General features: G+C 64.9%; 18 protein-coding genes. 7 read left to right on the top strand and 11 right to left on the bottom strand.

The features are described from left to right. Window positions 1-4 precede the first annotated feature (4 nt). From BST44_RS04040 to BST44_RS04020, 5 genes are read right to left on the bottom strand one after another with little or no spacing between them, the layout of a single operon-like run. On the bottom strand, window positions 5-415 hold the full coding sequence (locus BST44_RS04040; protein WP_033722650.1) for a Zn-ribbon domain-containing OB-fold protein: 411 nt from the start codon (window positions 413-415) through the stop codon (window positions 5-7). Then, a complete protein-coding gene (locus BST44_RS04035) occupies window positions 412-1,548 on the bottom strand; it encodes a thiolase C-terminal domain-containing protein (RefSeq protein WP_009953884.1) in 1,137 nt (378 codons plus the stop codon). The genes BST44_RS04040 and BST44_RS04035 overlap by 4 nt, the downstream gene beginning before the upstream one ends. Before the next feature lie 13 nt (window positions 1,549-1,561). Further along, window positions 1,562-3,712, bottom strand: coding sequence for an acyl-CoA dehydrogenase family protein (locus BST44_RS04030; RefSeq protein WP_011724959.1), 2,151 nt, complete (start codon window positions 3,710-3,712; stop codon window positions 1,562-1,564). 19 nt (window positions 3,713-3,731) lie between these two features. Further along, window positions 3,732-4,340 carry a nitroreductase family protein gene (locus tag BST44_RS04025; protein WP_047322056.1) on the bottom strand — a complete coding sequence of 203 codons (609 nt, stop codon included), beginning with the start codon at window positions 4,338-4,340 and terminating at the stop codon, window positions 3,732-3,734. Next, the gene (locus BST44_RS04020; protein WP_009953881.1) at window positions 4,340-4,705 is read right to left on the bottom strand and encodes a DUF4286 family protein; all 366 of its coding nucleotides are present in this window, start codon (window positions 4,703-4,705) and stop codon (window positions 4,340-4,342) included. Before BST44_RS04020 ends, BST44_RS04025 begins: the two co-directional genes overlap by 1 nt. A gap of 241 nt (window positions 4,706-4,946) precedes the next feature. On the opposite strand from BST44_RS04020, the gene BST44_RS04015 reads away from it, so the two are divergent. Then, on the top strand, window positions 4,947-5,897 hold the full coding sequence (locus tag BST44_RS04015) for a TIGR03619 family F420-dependent LLM class oxidoreductase (protein WP_083175183.1): 951 nt from the start codon (window positions 4,947-4,949) through the stop codon (window positions 5,895-5,897). Here BST44_RS04015 and BST44_RS04010 read toward each other — a convergent pair. Then, complete coding sequence (locus tag BST44_RS04010; protein ID WP_011724956.1) at window positions 5,891-7,081, bottom strand: cytochrome P450; 1,191 nt, start codon at window positions 7,079-7,081, stop codon at window positions 5,891-5,893. The genes BST44_RS04015 and BST44_RS04010 overlap by 7 nt on opposite strands. 167 nt (window positions 7,082-7,248) lie before the next feature. Here BST44_RS04010 and BST44_RS04005 point away from each other — a divergent pair, with 167 nt between their 5' ends. Beyond that, on the top strand, window positions 7,249-7,839 hold the full coding sequence (locus BST44_RS04005) for a TetR family transcriptional regulator (RefSeq protein WP_011724955.1): 591 nt from the start codon (window positions 7,249-7,251) through the stop codon (window positions 7,837-7,839). 6 nt (window positions 7,840-7,845) lie between these two features. Here the strand turns inward: BST44_RS04005 and BST44_RS04000 are convergent, their stop codons facing one another. Then, complete coding sequence (locus BST44_RS04000; RefSeq protein WP_011724954.1) at window positions 7,846-8,886, bottom strand: spirocyclase AveC family protein; 1,041 nt, start codon at window positions 8,884-8,886, stop codon at window positions 7,846-7,848. Window positions 8,887-9,118: 232 nt separating this feature from the next. On the opposite strand from BST44_RS04000, the gene BST44_RS03995 reads away from it, so the two are divergent. The 3 genes from BST44_RS03995 to BST44_RS03990 are packed head-to-tail and all read left to right on the top strand — an operon-like array spanning window position 9,119 to window position 11,135. Beyond that, window positions 9,119-10,033, top strand: a complete 915-nt coding sequence (locus BST44_RS03995) for a spirocyclase AveC family protein (RefSeq protein WP_014382043.1) — start codon at window positions 9,119-9,121, stop codon at window positions 10,031-10,033. Between the two features lie 16 nt (window positions 10,034-10,049). Next, on the top strand, window positions 10,050-10,217 hold the full coding sequence (locus tag BST44_RS30040) for a DUF7156 family protein (protein WP_155254932.1): 168 nt from the start codon (window positions 10,050-10,052) through the stop codon (window positions 10,215-10,217). 54 nt (window positions 10,218-10,271) lie between these two features. After that, window positions 10,272-11,135, top strand: a complete 864-nt coding sequence (locus tag BST44_RS03990) for a 3-carboxyethylcatechol 2,3-dioxygenase (RefSeq protein WP_009953872.1) — start codon at window positions 10,272-10,274, stop codon at window positions 11,133-11,135. On the opposite strand, the gene BST44_RS03985 is transcribed toward BST44_RS03990, so the two are convergent. Next, on the bottom strand, window positions 11,127-12,131 hold the full coding sequence (locus BST44_RS03985) for a CaiB/BaiF CoA transferase family protein (RefSeq protein WP_196233644.1): 1,005 nt from the start codon (window positions 12,129-12,131) through the stop codon (window positions 11,127-11,129). The genes BST44_RS03990 and BST44_RS03985 overlap by 9 nt on opposite strands. Before the next feature lie 287 nt (window positions 12,132-12,418). Between BST44_RS03985 and BST44_RS03980 the strand changes: the two genes are divergently transcribed. Next, complete coding sequence (locus tag BST44_RS03980) at window positions 12,419-13,609, top strand: CaiB/BaiF CoA transferase family protein (RefSeq protein ID WP_033722671.1); 1,191 nt, start codon at window positions 12,419-12,421, stop codon at window positions 13,607-13,609. Between the two features lie 13 nt (window positions 13,610-13,622). Here BST44_RS03980 and BST44_RS03975 read toward each other — a convergent pair whose 3' ends face one another. Genes BST44_RS03975 through BST44_RS03965 form a run of 3 tightly spaced genes read right to left on the bottom strand, consistent with a single transcriptional unit; the run spans window position 13,623 to window position 15,892 of the window. Further along, window positions 13,623-14,963 carry a TetR/AcrR family transcriptional regulator gene (locus BST44_RS03975; RefSeq protein WP_011724949.1) on the bottom strand — a complete coding sequence of 447 codons (1,341 nt, stop codon included), beginning with the start codon at window positions 14,961-14,963 and terminating at the stop codon, window positions 13,623-13,625. 12 nt (window positions 14,964-14,975) lie between these two features. Then, entirely contained in the window at window positions 14,976-15,461 is a 486-nt protein-coding gene (locus BST44_RS03970) for a MaoC/PaaZ C-terminal domain-containing protein (RefSeq protein WP_009953867.1), read from the bottom strand. Next, window positions 15,458-15,892 (bottom strand): FAS1-like dehydratase domain-containing protein, encoded by a 435-nt coding sequence (locus BST44_RS03965; RefSeq protein WP_009953866.1) that lies wholly within the window; start codon window positions 15,890-15,892, stop codon window positions 15,458-15,460. Before BST44_RS03965 ends, BST44_RS03970 begins: the two co-directional genes overlap by 4 nt. Before the next feature lie 78 nt (window positions 15,893-15,970). Here BST44_RS03965 and BST44_RS03960 point away from each other — a divergent pair, with 78 nt between their 5' ends. Next, window positions 15,971-17,434, top strand: a complete 1,464-nt coding sequence (locus tag BST44_RS03960) for an aldehyde dehydrogenase (RefSeq protein ID WP_011724948.1) — start codon at window positions 15,971-15,973, stop codon at window positions 17,432-17,434. Window positions 17,435-17,449 lie beyond the last annotated feature (15 nt).

The following is a 17,449-nucleotide window of genomic DNA, read 5'->3' as shown; positions in this document are numbered from 1 at the left end:
GCCTTTACTTGATGACGAATTCTGGTATGCGATAACCACTTTCGCCGAGATCGACGATGCGTAGCTCAACGTCTTGTCCGATTCGGACGTCGGCGGGATCGACGTCGATGACGGCGTTGATCCGCAAGCCCGGCTGCTCCGCAAGTTCAACCAGCCCGACGACATAGGGAGGCGTACGGCCGGGAACCAGGGCCTGCCGGACGACGATGTAGCTGAAGATCGTGCCGTCACCGCTGACTTCCTCGAAGTGCACGGGACCACCGGTGTACCGGCTGCGTTCCAACGGCGGATGGATCCATTTCCCGGTGTCGTCGCAGCGACACAACATCAACTTACCGTTCTTCAGACCCTCCCAATACGGCGCCGAATCAGGGTCGGGTACCGGAATTGGGGCTACCAGTGCAGGATTCGTCACGGGTGCTCCTTGCTGTAGACGTTCGCACCACCGAAGGGCCCGCCGCCCGCGGTCACCAGTGCCAGTTGAGCGCCCTCGACCTGACGCACACCAGCCGCGTGGCGCAGTTGCAGCGCTGCCTCGTAGTGGTGGTTGAGGCCGTGAATATAGCCCTCGGACAGCAGCCCCCCGTGCGGGTTGACCACCACGTCACCGCCGTAGGTGGCGCGTCCGGTCGAGAAGAACTTGCCCACTTCGCCTTTCTCGCAGAAGCCGAAACCCTCCATGGTCGCCATCACCGTGTACGTGAAGCAGTCGTACATGCAGGCGACATCCATGTCGGCAGGGGTAAGCCCCGTCTTCTCCCAGATCTTCGGTCCTGCTGTGCGCGAGTACATCTCGGTGGGATCGTCCCACTCGCTCCAGCCGGCACCACCCTGTGAATTCGACGATCCGACCAGCCACATCGGGGGCTGCTTGGTGTTGCGGGCGATGTCCTCTCCGACGATCAGCACCGCTACCGCGCCGTCGACCTCCGAAGTGCAGTCCAGTACCCGGAACGGCTCGTTGATCCAGCGCGCCGCCAGATAGTCGTCCATGGTCAGCGGTTCGCGTCTCAGAGCGTGTTCGTTAGGCCCCGCATGATTGCGTTGAGTGATCGCGATGTGCCCCAAATCCTCGCTGGTGGAACCGTACTCATGCTGATGGCGACGGGCCCACATCGCGAACCACTGCGGCGGCACCATGAAACCGGACGCCGTGTCGAACTGGTCGTGGTGCTGCACCTGCATCGGTCCCTCAATATGGCCGAACCGGTAGCCCGAGCGGCCGTTCAGTGACCGGTACACCAGCACGGCCTTGCACATGCCGGCCTCGATTACCGCGGCGGCGGTGGCGATTTGGTCAGCCACGAGATTGCCGCCGCCGTACATGGCGTTGGCCCAAGCCAATTCGTCGATGCCAAGCGCCCATCCGACGAAGATCGGCTGCTCGGAGTCGTTGGCCATGAAGGTGCAGATGCCGTCGACGTCGGCCGGCGTGAGGCCGGCATCAGCGATGGCATCGCGGCAGGCAGCCACGGCCATCCCGCGGGTGGTGCGGCCGGAGTTGCGGGAGTACTCGGTACGACCGATCCCGACGACGGCACAGGTCATGTGGCTCTCCGATCTACTTAGGCGCCGGATCGCGGGGCAGGCCCAGAATGCGCTCCGCGATCAGGTTTCTGACGATTTCCGACGTACCGCCAGCGATAGTCAGGCACCGGCTGAACAGATAGTCGTGCACAACTTCGGGTTCCTCACCGACCAGGATGGCCCGGTCGGCAATCCGCAGCGCCAACTCTGCCACCCGCTGAGCATGCTCAGCCCCGAACAGCTTGGCGATGTTGCCTTCGATCCCGGCCCCGGCGTCGAAGACGGCGCGGGCAGCCTGCCGCAGGTTCAGCGTGGCCAAGGTGTAGGACTCGATCAGCAATGCACCGACCTCGCGGGCAACGCCACTGTCGCCGGGTCGGTGCCGCTCCAACAGATCGATCAAAGCTTCGGCCGTCATGGTGACAGAGCCACCGCCGATCGACACCCGTTCGTTGCCGAACGCCGCCATCGCCACGCTCCAGCCGTCGTTCACGGCGCCGACCACGTCGCGATCGGGCACGAAGACGTCGTCGAAAAAGACTTCGTTGAACAGCGTCTCGCCGGTGATCTCGGTGAGCGGGCGGATCCGCACCGCCGGATCGGAGAGGTCAATGATCATCGCCGTAATGCCCTTGTGCTTACGCGCTTTCGGATCGGTGCGCACGGTGGCCAGCCCGCGTTGGCAATTCACCGCATCACTGGTCCATACCTTTTGACCGCTGACCACCCAGCCGTCGGCGACCCGCGTGGCCTTGGTGGCAACTGCCGCCGCGTCCGAGCCCGCGCCGGGCTCACTAAAGAGTTGGCACCACCGCAGCTCGCCCTCGAGGCTCGGCCAGATCAATCGGTCTACCTGCTCCTTGCTGCCGTGCTGCAGGAGCGTCGGAACCACCCATTCGCCGAGTCCGAGGCTGGGTTTGTCCAACCCATCCAGTGCGTCCTCGATGATCAACTGCTCGACGCTGTCAGCGGCCCGTCCGTACGGCGCGGGCCAGTGCGGTTGCAGATAGCCGCTACGCGCCCAGAGCCGTTGGCGCTCAACGGCGTCGGACGCCTCGAGTTCGGAACGGAAATCCAGGGCGGCCTGCCGATATTGCTCGGCACCCTCGGGTAGGTCCACCGATTGACGCCGGCGCACGCCGTTGAGCTGCAGCGCGATGACCTTGTCCCGCAGTGCATCCTGATCACCGGCGAAGGCCTGCAGGACGGTGGCCCGCCTGATGTAGAGGTGGGCGTCGTGCTCCCACGTATAGCCGATGCCGCCGTGCACTTGCACGTTCTGCAGCGACACCCGCTGATAGGCGGTCAGCGCGTGTCCGGCGGCCATCGTGGCGGCCAGTTCGGCCTCCGCACCGACGGCGCGCGCGGCGTCCCATGTCGCGGCAGTGGCGAGCTCGGTGTCGACAAGCATGTTCGCGCAGTGATGTTTGATCGCCTGGAACGAGCCGATGGGCCTACCGAACTGCTCACGGCCGACGGCGTACGCCGTGGCCATCTCGGTGCAGGCGCCCAAACCGCCGACGGCTTCGGCCGCGGCCAGCAGACGAAGGATCCGCACCGCTACCCCGGCTGCGCCGGGGAAAACCTCGGCGACGTGAACGGAGTCCAGGCTGGCCACGATCACCGGTGCGAGCAGCTGATCCACTGAGTCAATGGTTCGGATGCTGACCCCGTCACCGGCCTGCACCAGGACGAGGTCGTCGCCGGAAGGAAGCAAGAAAAGGTCGGCGGCCGCTTCGGCCAGGGCGGGCACCGCAGCCGCTGAGACCGTCGAATCACGAACGGCGACATCGCTGTTCGTGCCGATACCCGCGACCACGTCACCGGATACCAGGCGCGGCAACCACCGCTCACGCTGCTCGTCGGTCCCTACTTCGGAGATCACCGCGGACACCGCGACCGTGGGAAGAAATGGCCCACCCACCGCGGCGCGACCGAGCTGCTCCAACACAATCGTCAGTTCAGGCAGTCCGTAACCCTGACCGCCGAATCTTTCGTCGATGTGCAGCCCAAGCCACCCGGTGGAGACCATCTCTTTCCAGAGCCCATCGGTCGACCACCACGCACCGCTCTTTTCGCGGTCGAGCAGGATCCGGCGGGCACGCACGGTGCCCGCGCGCCCGGCCACCATCGCGGCCGCGACTTCGGCGAGCGCGCGATGATCTTCGGTTATCGCCAATGGCATTGGCAGCTCTCCGTTCTGGTCACCACGGGTTACCGAAAGCCTCGCGGTAGGTCACCGACGTCGCCGGGCGGCGGCGCGGTGGTGAAAGCTTGCGTGCGGGCAGGCCCACGTAGACCGCGGCCATCGGTATCAGGTTCTGCGGCAGCTGCAGCAGTTCCCGCACACGATCGACACCAAAGGTAGTCAGACCGGTGGTCAGACACGAGCCATATCCCAGGTCGGCAGCGGCAAGCAGCATGTTCTGCACGGCGGGGTAGATCGACGACGGTGCATAGATCTCCGGCACGCGGTCCGTGTCGGCGCACACCACTATGACAACCGGCGCCGCGGCGAAGCCGCCTTTGCTGAAACCGAATTCGAGGTCGGCGACCAGCACCTTGTCTTCGACGCTTTGCTTGACGAAGTCGCCGCCGCCGGCATTCCACGTCTCCGTCCACCAAGACGCGAGAAGTGCACGGTTGCCCTCGTCGCGAACCACGATGAACGTCCAGGGCTGAGAATTCTCCGCGCTCGGCGCGTGCACGCTGGCCGCCAACATCTGCTCGACGTCGGAATCGGGTACTTTGCCGTCCGGGTCGAATCGCCGACACGCCCGCTGGGCGCGAATACCGGCGAGCAGCTCGCCCACTAGCGGTCCGCCTGCACGCGTTCGCCGCGCGGCGTCCATCCCGTGAGCGACACCGTGGTCAGATCAAGCCACTCCCCTAGTGTGAGGGTTCCGGCCATGACACGTTTTAGAAATTCCGCCATGACGACATCGGGCTCGTTGTCCAGCTCGTAGATCACCATGTAACGGTGGGTCGGCGGCGGGAGCTGGGCCGGCAGATCCTCGTCGTCGGGCACCTTCAGTTCGGTGATGTCGTAACGCTGCGCTGCAACCACTCCCGGAACGTCGAGCACCTCCGGTACATGCTGAGCGTCATACCACTTGTTGAAGGCATCATCTTCACCCTCGATCGGGTTGGTGAGCGCTATAAACAGGTTCGGAGCCACGTGACACGCCTTTCGCAACAACCAGGGATTGGACCCACAATATGACAGTCGACTGTCACAGTCAACGTCAGACTCATGGCTCGCCGATGGCGTGACCTGACCGGGCGCCGAACCGGCTGGGTCGGCCGCCGGAACCTTGACGTTTGTCAGTAGACTGCCATAATGGGCGGGCCACGGTCGGGTGCGCGAGAACCATTCAGTCGGCGCTCCGCCCCCGGACCACGAAATCGGAAGGCGCCAGATGAGATTCACGGTTTACCTGCCCAATTGCATGCACGTCGCCGCCATCACGCAGCCCTGGGAACATCAGCTCTCCGGTGCCGACATTGCGCGAGTCGCCCAACACGCCGAGCAGCTGGGTTATTCGATGGTATTTCTGCCAGAGCACTTCCTCACCCCGACGGCTCATCTCGAGTTGTCCGGGGATCATTACTTCGACGCCACCACTGCCCAGGCCTTCGTCGCAGGCGCCACCTCGACGATCACCGTCGGCTCGATGGTCACCATTCTGCCGCTGCACAATCCGATCATCGCCGCGAAGCAGATCGCAACGTTCGACTGGCTCAGTGGCGGTCGCGCTCAGACCACCGTCGGTGTCGGCTGGCTTAAAGAGGAGTACGACGCGATCGGTGTCCCGTTCACCAAGCGCGGCCGCATGGCAGACGAATATCTCGAGGCGATGTTCGAGTTGTGGCATAGCGATTCGCCAAGTTACGACGGTGAATTCGTCAAGTTCGACGACGTCGCGTTCGGGCCCAAGCCGATCTCCACACCGCACCCGACGGTGTGGATGGGCGGAGACGCCGACGCGGTACTGCGCCGGGCGGCCCGGTTCGGAGATGGCTGGGCGCCATGGCTCACCAAGCCCGACGAGCTGCCGGCCAAATTGGATTACCTACGCTCGCAGCCCGGGTTCGACGACCGGCCGTTTTCGGTGTTCTACAGCCTGGCGGTGTTGTCCGTCGGTCAGGAACACGCCATCGTCGACGACCCGAATGCGCAGTTCGGCCAAAGCGCCCAGCAGGTCATCGACAACTGCAACATGCTGGCCGAGCGCGGCGTCACGGACACGTGGGTTAACCCACCAGCGCTGGACGGGCTCAGCGCCTACCTCGACCACATGCAGTGGGTAGCCGAGGAAATCATCCCCAAGGTCGGATGCGCGTTCCGCGACAGCCGCGAGATCTATTGACCCCTCGACGACGGCTTGATGTTCAGCGGCACCGATTGCAGCGACATCGTCCCGGTCGGCCAGGGCATCTGTGGCGGCTTGCCCAGCGCCAGAGTGTATTCGGGAATGCGTGAGTGCCACTCCTCGAGGATGAGCCGTAGTTCGAGACGCGCCAGATGTGAACCCAGACACCGGTGCGGTCCACGCCCGAATGCGAAGTGCACGACCTTGCTGTCGAGATGAATCTGGTCGGCATCCTGGTATCGACGCGGATCGCGGTCGGCGCTGCCATAACTGAGCATGACCGTGGTGTCCTTGGGCACGAACCTGCCCGCCACTTCGACCCCCTCCGTGGTGACACGTGGCGCAAACGGAACAGGACCGTCGACGCGCAAGATTTCTTCGATAAACGCCGGTATGAGCGTGAAGTCATGCGCAACACGCCGGCGCATGTCGTCGTCGGCCGCCAGCCTGGCCAAGGAGAACCCGACGGCGGAGGTGACGGTGTCGAGCCCGGCCAGCACGAACATGAAGCACAGGCCCAGGATCTCGTTGTCCGACATTCCGCCCTCGTCGGTGTCTTGGATCAACTGGGTCAGCATGTCGTTGCCGGTTGCATCGGCGCGCCGCTCGGCGATGTGCTCGGTCAAATAGCTGAACAGTTCCAGCGCATGAGCCATCACCTCCGGGGTCGCTTCGGTGCTACTCGGATCGGTGAACTGCAAGATCGCGTCCTTCCACTTCACCAGCCGGTCGCGGTCGGCCATGGGCAGCCCGAACAGTGTCAAAAACACCTGGGAGGGAAAAGGTGTCGCGAGATCGGGTACCACGTCGCACTCACCGCTCGCGACAATGGCATCGATCAACTCGCCCGCCTGCCTGCGTAGTTCGGGCTCACGCTCGGCCATTTTCTTCGGGCCGAAGAACGGGTCAAGCATTCGGCGGAAGCGGGTGTGATCTGGCGGATCGATCGCGATCGGTACCAACGGAACCGGACTTCCCAGCCGGTCGAAAGCCCGTGCCGACGAGAAGATCTCAGGTTTCTTGGCCGCGAACTCGACGGCCTCGGCACTGGTGAGCACGACCTCCTCGCCAGAACTCACCGCCTCGCCGGCCTCCCGCAGCTCCCGCCAAGCGCGCGTGCGGTCCTCCGCGAAGGGCAGATCGTTGATGTTCAGCGTTCCGGTGATGCCAAGCTCGGTCATTGAGACGAGATCCTCCCTACCCGCGCCGGCTGGCGCTCAAGTAACACTATGACAGTGCACTGTCATATATTGGGAAGTATCGTCGGTATCACCACGAGTGTCAACGATGTGCCGGCACCCGGAGTCGTTGTACTGTCGGGACACCCAGACGGGAAAGGGGATGGCGGATGGCCCGGGGCGACCGATCACCGCGGGACGCGCATGCGGACCGGGTCCGCAATGCGCTGCTGAACGCGGCCCTGAACCTGTTCAGCACCAACGGTTACGACGAGACCACCACGGACCAGATCGCCGAGAGCGTGGGCGTTTCGCCGAGGACCTTCTTCCGCTACTTCCCAACCAAAGAGTCGGTGCTTTTCTTCGGCGAGTACGACTTCATCGACGCCGTGAGCGGGGTCTACCTCGCTCAACCGGAGGAGGCATCAGACTTCGAGGCGTTGGCGAATTCATTCGCGTTGCTTGCACCAGGACTCAAGCGCATCCGTAAACGGATCGCGCAGTATCACGACGCCGTCGCGTCGTCGCTCGTGTTGCTGGGCCGCGAACGCAAAAACCACGAGGCCAACGCCGAGACCGTCGCTCAGGTGATCGCCGAACGACGCCGGATGCCCGCCCCCGACAGCGAATGCCGGCTCTTGGCGGCCGTTGGCATGCTGCTCGTCGAGCGCGCCCTCAATCAGTGGCTTTCGACGCCAGGCCGTTCACTCGACGACCTGATCCGCCAGGAGTTCGCCGCCCTGCCCGCGGTACTGAAGTAGGGCGAGCTAGCGATCGTCGAAACGGGTGCCGTCGGGGCACGCCCGCGGGGTGTCCGGTCCGCAGTACTGCGTGCGCAGATAGCTCGGGTAGGTCTGGGTCGGCCCCGCGTAAAGGCCCGCGAAGTTCACCGGCAGGTCGTACACGCCGATCGCCACCACGTGCAGAAACCCGGTGACCGCGAGCACCCTCAGCAGTCCTCTGGCCCATGGCCCTGCCCACCCCAGCGTCTCCACACCCGCCTCCACCCTGATCTGGCCGGCGCGGTTGCGAAAGAACATCAGCGCTCCGCTGGAGCTGAGCACCAGCGACCACAGGATGGGGCCGTAGAGCGGTATCTGCATCGTCTGACCCGCCCAGAGCGTGACGCCGGGAATCGACGCCGGATAGCCGAGCAGGCCGTGGCGCACCGCAAAGATCTCGAGCGGAAACTCGATGACATACACCGCAAGCCAACCGGTGCAGAAGGTGCGGACGGGCCCCAGCGTCGGCCATCGGTGCCGCGCCCGTCCCATGGTCCACCGGGCGATCGAGCCCATGGCCAGCGGCATCCAGATATAGATCATTCCGATCATCAGCACCGGCTCAGCCATCAATCGACCGTCGGGGCTGAGCCAGCCGGGGATGTTCTGCGTCCAGTTGCCGAAATTGAGCAAGCCGGCGTTATAGAACAGCGCCGGCTGAAACCAGTTGATCAGCGGGTCGTGCCACCATGCGATTGCCGATCCGATCACGATGGCAGCTTCGACGCAGAGTTGACGCTCGCGCACGCTCTTGCGGATAACGTAGCCGATGGCAGCCATCGCCAGTATGGGGCAGGCGATCTGGAAGGCGGTCATCGCCCAGTGGGTGGCCGCGGGGATCGGGTCGGGACCGGGATTCACCCGGGTCGCATTGCCCGACGCGATCCACGAGATATAGACGTAGGCGGCGATTATTACGCACACCGCGCCGAGGCTCGACCAGAACAGCACCGGCCGAATCGTCTTGATCTGCGGAGGCTCGATGGCCGATGGCTCTGCCCGGCTAGAGGACTTCAGATCCGTCACTAGTAGCTCCTTTGGCACGACCTACCAAAGATGACAGTTCACTGTCATAGTGTCAATGTCCGGCATCGGATGCCGGACCGCAACCGGTATGCCGCAGCATTCAAGCCGTCATACAGCGGAGGCACACTCCATCACAGATTCTGGTGACAAACGAAATATAGTCAACTAGGTTACATATGTAGAAGATCGGCTGAACGGAATGGGGTCCGCTCCCTCCAGCTGAGAGGCAACGATGCTCTTCGCCACATCACAATTGGCACCACCGGCAACCCTCAACCCATCTGGCGTCTGGTTTTTCAACTGGGTGATACCGATCGCCGGCAGCATCTTCATCGTTCTGGCGATCGCCGACGTCATTCGTCGTCGGCGCCTGACCTGGGGATTCCTTTTCCTGTTCAACAGCCTCGCGGTGTATTGGATGGAGACCATCGGGGACTGGGGCCAGATGCTCTTCTACAGCCCGGCGTTCGCCCAGCACCATCTGCTCGAATGGCTACCGATCAAGACCCGTAACGATCCGTTGTTCATGCCGTTCGCCTACGCGGTGTACTGGGGAGTGCACGCGCTTCTGGTGTTGTGGCTGAGTCAATGGGTGTCCGCACGGTTCGGCTGGAGCATGCTCAAATCCATGTTGGTGCTTGCGATTCCAGTCAACTACATCTGGGACTTCGCCGTCGAGGGCACCGCCACGGCGATGGGATGGTGGACCTACGATCCCGGCATGGGGCCGGTTCTGGAGTGGGGCAACGGCGGTCGCATCACACTGCTCTGGACCATCGGCATCATGTGCATATGGCCCAACCTGATCGCCTATTGGGCCGGTAAACCGCCGATTCGCGGCCTCAACCATATTGAGCGATTCTGCCGGTTAGATCGCTTCACCGTCCCGCGGACCGCATTGCATCCGGCTGCCGACACCGAAAGTCGCGGCGGGACAGCCGTTGCCACCAAGCAATTGGTCTCGACCAAGCAGCAAGAATTCGACGACTACCTCAACTACGACGTGGCGATTCCGCGGTGGCGCTTCGAAATCTTGCGACTGGGCGCCTGGTTCATCATCTTCCAGGTCACCTTCTTTGTGTTCCTGATCATTCCGCTGGTGGTGTTGCGCACCGTGACCGGCGCCGACAGCCCCTACATTCCGTGATCCGAAAGGAGTCGTGGTGGCAAGCGAACGCATGAACAAGCTGCCCGCTGAATTCTTTCTTCCTCCGCAGACCAATGCCGCGCTGCAGCGAGAAACCGTCCGGCTTGTCGCGGCATGCGTGGCGTTCATCGTGATCCTCGGCGTCATCGTGGCGTTGACGCAAGGCATCGTCATTACGGTGTGATGCCGTGGTCGGCCGGCGACTGATCTAACATTAGTGTCACTTCTAGCGGAGGTGATGGACGTGACGCCAGAGCGGCTGGTTGTCTGTGCAAGCCACAGCCCGGGTAAGGAGCGCGATGTCGAACGCGCCTTCGGTCGCAGGTTCCGCTCGGCACTGACGTCGGCGGCCGAACGCGCGCAACACTTCGATCCCGACGTGGTGATCGTGTTCGGCGGTGACCACCGCCGCGCGTTTCGACACGTGGTACCCGCCTTCGGGGTCGCGTTGTCCGCATCGATTCTGGCCGAAGGCGGCCACCCGGCCGGCAACCTTGATGTCCCGTCCGCGGTGGCACGCCGACTGTGCGAACACCTGCTGTCGGCCGGGTTCGACGTCGCGGCATGTCGTGACATCGGACTGGATCACGCGTTCGCCCAGCCCGTTCGGGATCTGCTCGGCGACTTGGCGGTCAAGCCGGTCATCCCGCTGCCGGTGAACTGTGCCACGGCTCCGCTTCCGACTGGCCGTCGAGTGGCCGAGTTCGGCGCGGAAGTTGGCCGGTTCCTCGACGGGATCGCCGAGCGGGTGCTGGTGATCGGGACCGGAGGGTTGTCACATTCCCCGCCGAGTCTGGAGGTCGATACCTACGACCTCAGCGACGAAGACCGGGCTCGGATCATCGCCGAGGGTATGGCGGCAGCGCGCACCAAGATCCGTCCCGATTGGGACGCCGAAGTGTTGGACGCCATGTCGAACTGGGACGTCGCTTCGCTGATTCGGCTCGTCGACACCGCCCACACCCGTGCGGGCGCGGGCGCCAACGAGGTCAGGACCTGGCTTGCCGCGGGCGCCGCGGGCGGTGGGCGGCCGGTAACCCCGATGGTCTATGAGCCTGTGCCGGAATGGATCACCGGGATGGCCGTCGCTGCGTCAGCGTGATCGAGGCGCCACGCGCGCGGGCCGCGGTTGCGCGGCCGGGGTTCGGGAGAAGCGCGGCGCGGACGCCGGTTGACGGATCCCATCGATGTCGACGAACACGTTGCGTGCCCGCATATGCGGATCGTCGATCGCCTCGGTCGCGGTCAGAACCGGCGTGACGCATGCGTCGCTATCCGAGAAAACCCGCGCCCAGTGGTCCCGAGTTTCCTCCCGGAATTTGTCCGACAGGGCATCCCGCATCGCGGGCCAGCCGGCACGCTCCCGTTGCGGGCCCAGAGTGTCCGGGTCGATCTCCAGCAGCCGCAGCAACTCGGCGAAGAAGGCCGGTTCAAGCGCACCCACGGCGACGTAGCCACCGTCCGCGCATTCGTAGGTGCGGTAGAACGGCGCCGAGCCATCAAAGATGTTGTCACCCCGCCCGTCTGACCACCGGCCGTCGCCGAGCATCGCCCACAGGATGTGGCCCAGCATCGGTGCGCCGTTGACAATCGCGGCATCGATCACCTGGCCTCGCCCCGAGGCGTGTCGCTCTAGCAAGGCGGCAAGGACGCCCACGACCGCGAATAGCGAGCCACCACCGTAGTCGCCGACCAGATTCAGGGGTGGCGCCGGCGGACGATCCGGGTCACCCATGGCGTGAAGCAATCCGGTGAGGCCGACGTAGTTGATGTCATGGCCGGCCTGTCGAGCTCGGGGACCGGTCTGGCCCCATCCGGTTATGCGGGTGTAAACCAATCTCGGGTTACGACGGCAGCATTCGTCAGGTCCGAGGCCGAGGCGTTCGACGACGCCGGGTCGGAACCCCTCGATGAGAACGTCAGCATCGTCGATGAGGTGGCGCACCCCGTTGAGCTCGGCGGCGTCTTTGAGATCGGCGAAAACGATCCGGCGCCCACGCAGCTGGGCGCCCCCACCACCACCCCCGGGCCGCTGAACCCGCGTCACTTCGGCACCCAGGTCGGCGAGCAACATTGCGGCGTGTGGCCCGGGTCCCATGCCCGCGAGTTCGACGACCTTAATGCCATTCAGAGGACCCGCCGGTGCCTGCGGGCAGCTATCTACCACCTGATGAGCCTAGCCATAATCTGACACCGCATACATATGGTGTTTTCTGTCTGCGCAATGCATCCAGGGGCTACGAGGTCATCCTGATATGATTTTCTGACGTATCCGTCATCTAATCCTCGGGGGTGCTGCACTGTGTGCGTCCGCGGTTCGGGTATTACAGCCGAATACGAGGCAGGCGGTTGGACCGGTCAGCCGGCCCGGAATTCGCCGGCGACATGACGAGTGCGCCACTGGCCGGCATAACCGTCGTGAGCCTCGAGCAGGCGGTCGCCGCGCCGTACGCCACCCGACAGCTGGCGGACCTCGGCGCACGGGTAATCAAGGTCGAGCGTCCGCAGGGCGGCGATTTCGCCCGCGGCTACGACCGCACAGTGCACGGGGAGTCGAGCTACTTCGTCTGGCTCAATCGTGGCAAAGAGTCGTTGACTGTCGACCTCAAGCAGCCCGAGGGCAGACGCATCGTTGAGCGTCTACTCGAGGGCGCCGACGTGCTGGTGCAAAACCTGGCGCCGGGTGCCGCGGCTCGGATGGGCTTGGACACCGAATCGGTGGCGCGCGCGCACCCACGGACCATCACGGCGACCATCAGCGGCTATGGACAGGACGGACCTTGGCGCGACCGCAAGGCCTACGACCTTTTGGTACAAGCCGAGGCCGGGTTGTTGTCGGTGACCGGTTCGCCGGCGGAGGTGGCGCGCACCGGTGTATCGATCGCCGACATCGCCGCCGGCATGTTCGCCTTCTCCGGAATCCTCACCGCGCTTTACACCCGCGCCACCACCGGCGCGGTGCGGCCGGTCTCGGTGTCGTTATTCGACGCGTTGGTCGAATGGATGTCCCAACCCCTCTACTACGGCCGCTACGGGGGAAAGGCGCCACCACGCACCGGCGCGCGGCATCCGACGATCGCCCCGTACGGCCCGGTGACCGCGGGCGACGGCGGCACCGTGTTGCTGGGCGTGCAGAATTCAGCCGAATGGCTGAGGTTCTGCGAAATCGTCTTGGAAAGAAGAGATCTCGTCGACGAACCGCGGTTCGCTACGAACCCTGATCGGGTAGCGCACCGCGATGAGTTGGAGTCGATTATCACCACCGTGGCGGCGCGGCTGAGCGCTGAAGAACTCGAAGCGCGCCTGCAGAGCGCCGGCGTGGCGCACGCGCGCATGAACGGTGTTGATCACTTGTGGCTACATCCGGTACTCGTCGGCCGGGATCGATGGCACGAGATTCAGACGCCCGGCGGTCCGGCTGCCGCGCTGCCGCCGCCCGCGGGCCTGGCAGGCGTCGATCCGGTGATTGGTGACGTGCCCGCGCTGGGCGAGCACAGCCGAAAGATTTTGCACGAGTTGGGATATTCCGCACAGGCGACCGACGAACTCATCGCCGCTGGTGTTACGACGGCATAGCTCAGGACTCGATCTACTTCGCGCGTCCGAAGAATCCGCGGTTGATGCAAGTCATTAACACATCGACGAGCTCGTCGGCGTCAATCGGTTCGGGCAGATCGAGAGCGGCCTGCGGCACCCGGGTGACGAGCGCACGCAGGATCAGTGCGGAGACCACCGGGTCGAACGGATACCGACCCGGTCCGCGGATCAGCATCCTGGCCGCGCCGATATCCATCTGCACCTGGCCGTTCTCCCCGATGCTCACGATGGTGGGGTCGTCGGTGGCGCCTTCGACCCACGCTTCGATGCATCCCGAATACCGGTCGTAGAACTCGACGTAGGTACGCAGCCAGTGCCGCAGCGTCGACTTCTTGGCCACTGGGTCGACGTCGGCGATCCGGTGGGCGAATGCCGTTCCGGCCCCGTAAATTTCGGCGGCCACGGCGGCGAGCAGATCCTGCTTGTCGCTGAAGTACTTGTAGAACGTGCCCCGCGCCACGTTGGCCGCCTCGACAATGTCATCGACACTGGTGCTGCGATAGCCCCGGGCGCGGAACTGGGCTGCGCCGGCATCGGCCAAAGCATTTACGGTGGTGACGGCGCGCTTACTGAGGCTGGTGGTGCGCTCGCTGATCGAGAGCCCCGCGATGTCTGGGGCCGGAGGTGCCTTGAGGGCGTCGATGTCGGCCGCCGGATCCGTGCTGGCGTGCAAAGACAGTGACCGCAGCACCGATCGTGGGGTGTCAGGGAACAACATCAGCTGCAGGAATACCGACAACGTGTCGACCGCATCCTTGGCGCTACGGCCATAAGCGCGGTCGGTATGTACGAACAGATTGATGCGGTGCACCAGCGCGGTCATCGCCATGGCCGCGACCTCCGGGTCCAGGCCGTTGAGGCCCGAGCCGGCGAGCCGCTCCGCGAGGCGGTGGTTATAACCGCGTACAAACCGGGTGATTTCGGGACGCACCTTGGTGTCCGACGAGGCGATCGCCGTCCACTGCACGAACATCGTGGAGTATTTGTCGAACACCCAACTCCACTCCCCTAGCCACCAGTTCAGATTGTCGAAGCCGACCTCGTCCGGGCCGAGCGGACCGATGCGACGCGCCACCCGAAACAACGCGCTGCCGCATTCGTTGAGCAGCTCCAGGAAGATCTCGTCCTTGCCTTTGAAGTACTGGTACAGGGTGGCCCGGGACACCCCTGCCGCTTTGGCTATCGCGTCGACCGAGGTGTCGAAGTAGCCCACCCGGCCGAATAGCTCCAGCGAGACCTCGGCGATACGGCCCCGGGTGTTGGCACCGCGAGCGCCCACTGCGGGGCTGGAGGGGCCGTAGCTGGCCCGGCGGACGATCGAGGCTTCGGACATAATGTTTCCAGCCTATGGCCGATCCGCGTCACCCGCGCCGCATCGAGCGGCGTTCCGCGGGTTGACGAACTCGGCGGTGCCGGTGATCGCGACGCCGCCCGTCTGCCGGGTAGCGGTCAACTCCACGATCACCCGTTCGGCGTCAGGCTCCGCCGACACGGCGGTCACGGTGCCCGAGCAGGTCAACACGTCGCCCGGCCAGACCTGCTCGCGAAAGCGGACGCCGAAACGGCGCACGCTGCCCGCGCCCAGCCAATCGGTGGCGAACCCGGCCAGTAGCGCCGCGGAGAACATGCCCTGGGCGAACACCGAAGGGTAGCCGGCGGAACGCGCGAGTTGATCGTCGTAATGCATGGGGTTGAAATCACCGGACGCGCCTGCGTAGCGGACGAACATCTGCCGAGTCAGTGGTCCGAACTCGCGGACCGGCGCCTGCACGCCGACACGCAATGCGGTGGTCGTCGTGGTCTGTCCGCCTGCGCCGTCGCCGGGACTCATCGGGGGGCCGTCTCGATGAAGGTGGCTTTGGCCTCGGCGACGAGCGCTCCGCCGGCGTCGCGGTACTCAGTAACCACGGTGGCGAAACGCATCGTGCCCCCACGTTTGCCCGGTTTCGAGTACCGGTCGACGATCCTCTCCCGTGCGGTCAGGACGTCACCGGCCGCGGGCGGGGCGGAGTGAAAGGTGTATTCCTGTTCGCCGTGCAGCAAGCGCTTGCGGTCGAAACCCACGTCAACCCGGACACCGGCCGGGGCCCAGCGGCCTGCGGTCGTCAGGAATGTCGGCGGGATGATCGCGTCAGGACCACGGTAGGCGGGATCGTCGCACAACATGGCCTCAGCGAACTCGGCGACCTTGCCCTGCTCCACGACCAGGTCCCACGGCCGTCCGGAATTACCGTCGGCGTCGTTATCGGGCGATGCAGTCATAGTGACCAATACTGTCAGAAAAAGTGAAGACCTGAAACTAAATCGTCGCTTCGTAGCCAATGGACTGCTTGTCCAAAGATGACATTGCTGCCAGAATCGGTGCCCATGGTGGAGTTGGCGGCAAGCTATGCCGCAGGCAAATGGGTGTCGGGCGCGCACGCCGGAACACTGGATGTGACGTCGCCGGCCACCGGCGAGCTGCTGGGCACCGTCGGTATTGCCGGCCCCGACGACGTGGGCGCCGCGGTCGCCGCCGCCCGCGGCGCGCTGCAGTCGTGGGGGCGGGTCGCTCCTGCCGATCGCGGTGCCGCATTGGGGCGACTCGCCGACGCGCTGAGCGCCCGCAAGGGTGAACTGGCCGACCTGACCACCGCGGAGATCGGCTCGCCGCGATCCTGGAGCACCTTCGGTCAGGTCATCACCGCGGTCGGCGTGCTGCGCGCCTACGCGTCGATCACCCCGCACTATCCCTTCTCGACCACCCGTCCATCGGTGACGGGCGGCACCGTCGAGGTGCGTCAGCTTCCCGTCGGCGTGGTCGGCGCCATCGTGCCATGGAACACACCGCTGTTCATCGCAGCGCTAAAGCTCGGCCCCGCCCTGGCGGCGGGGTGCACAGTGGTGCTCAAGCCGGCGCCCGATGCCCCGCTCGAATTCGGCGTGCTGATGGAGGCGATCGAGGAAGCTGGACTGCCCGACGGAGTCGTCAACGTCGTCAACGGGGGCGCTGAAACCGGCGAGCTGCTCACCGAACATCCGGGGGTCGACAAGGTCAGCTTCACCGGCTCGACGGCCGTCGGTGCCAGGATCGCAGCGTCGTGTGGCTCCCGAATCCGCCGCTGCAGCACCGAACTGGGCGGCAAGTCCGCGGCCATCGTGCTGCCCGATGCGCCGCTTGAGACGACGGTGCCGGGTTTGGTCGCCGGCGTGATGGGCAACAACGGTCAGCTGTGCGCCGCTCTGACGCGAATCGTGTTGCCGCGCAGCCGCTACGACGAATTTGTGGCCGCACTGACGGCCGCCGTCGCCGAGCTGATCGTCGGGGATCCCGCCGACCGGGTCACCGATATCGGTCCGCTGATCAACGAGGCTGCGCGCGACAGGGTCGAGGGGTTCCTGCGGCGCGCGCGGCAGGACGGCGCCACCGTGTTGGTCGGCGGCGAGCGGCCCAACCGTCCAGGGTGGTTCCTCTCTCCCGCGGTCGTCGCCGCGACCAACGACATGGAGATCGCCCGCGAAGAGGTCTTCGGACCGGTCGCGGTCGTGATCGCCTACGACGACACCGGCGCCGACGACGTCGCTGAGGCGGTGGCCATCGCCAACGACTCCCGGTACGGGCTGGTCGGCGCGGTGTGGTCTGCCGACGCGGAACGGGCGGCGGCGGTGGCGGCCCAGCTGCTGGTGGGTTCCGTGGCCGTCAACTCGACCGCCGTGCTCGACTTCGCCAGCCCGTTCGGCGGATTCAAGCAGTCCGGCATCGGCCGCGAGGGGGGCCCCGAGGGCATCGCCGGGTTTGTCGAGCATCAAGCCATCATCCGTTGAGCCGGAAGGGATTCC

Origin of the sequence: Mycobacterium scrofulaceum, from assembly GCF_002086735.1 — a bacterium.
Taxonomy (GTDB): Bacteria; Actinomycetota; Actinomycetes; order Mycobacteriales; family Mycobacteriaceae; genus Mycobacterium; species Mycobacterium scrofulaceum.
Note: the sequence above shows the minus strand (reverse complement) of the source record. Positions and strands in the feature narration are given on the sequence as shown.

Bases quoted from the DNA above. Each gene is read 5' to 3' on its own strand.
- BST44_RS04035 (WP_009953884.1), bottom strand. From the start codon at position 1,548: ATGACCTGTGCCGTCGTCGGGATCGGTCGTACCGAGTACTCCCGCAAC.
- BST44_RS04030 (WP_011724959.1), bottom strand. From the start codon at position 3,712: ATGCCATTGGCGATAACCGAAGATCATCGCGCGCTCGCCGAAGTCGCG.
- BST44_RS04015 (WP_083175183.1), top strand. From the start codon at position 4,947: ATGAGATTCACGGTTTACCTGCCCAATTGCATGCACGTCGCCGCCATC.
- BST44_RS04010 (WP_011724956.1), bottom strand. From the start codon at position 7,081: ATGACCGAGCTTGGCATCACCGGAACGCTGAACATCAACGATCTGCCC.
- BST44_RS04005 (WP_011724955.1), top strand. From the start codon at position 7,249: ATGGCCCGGGGCGACCGATCACCGCGGGACGCGCATGCGGACCGGGTC.
- BST44_RS03995 (WP_014382043.1), top strand. From the start codon at position 9,119: ATGCTCTTCGCCACATCACAATTGGCACCACCGGCAACCCTCAACCCA.
- BST44_RS03990 (WP_009953872.1), top strand. From the start codon at position 10,272: ATGGACGTGACGCCAGAGCGGCTGGTTGTCTGTGCAAGCCACAGCCCG.
- BST44_RS03985 (WP_196233644.1), bottom strand. From the start codon at position 12,131: ATGGGACCCGGGCCACACGCCGCAATGTTGCTCGCCGACCTGGGTGCC.
- BST44_RS03980 (WP_033722671.1), top strand. From the start codon at position 12,419: ATGACGAGTGCGCCACTGGCCGGCATAACCGTCGTGAGCCTCGAGCAG.
- BST44_RS03975 (WP_011724949.1), bottom strand. From the start codon at position 14,963: ATGTCCGAAGCCTCGATCGTCCGCCGGGCCAGCTACGGCCCCTCCAGC.
- BST44_RS03970 (WP_009953867.1), bottom strand. From the start codon at position 15,461: ATGAGTCCCGGCGACGGCGCAGGCGGACAGACCACGACGACCACCGCA.
- BST44_RS03965 (WP_009953866.1), bottom strand. From the start codon at position 15,892: ATGACTGCATCGCCCGATAACGACGCCGACGGTAATTCCGGACGGCCG.
- BST44_RS03960 (WP_011724948.1), top strand. From the start codon at position 15,971: ATGACATTGCTGCCAGAATCGGTGCCCATGGTGGAGTTGGCGGCAAGC.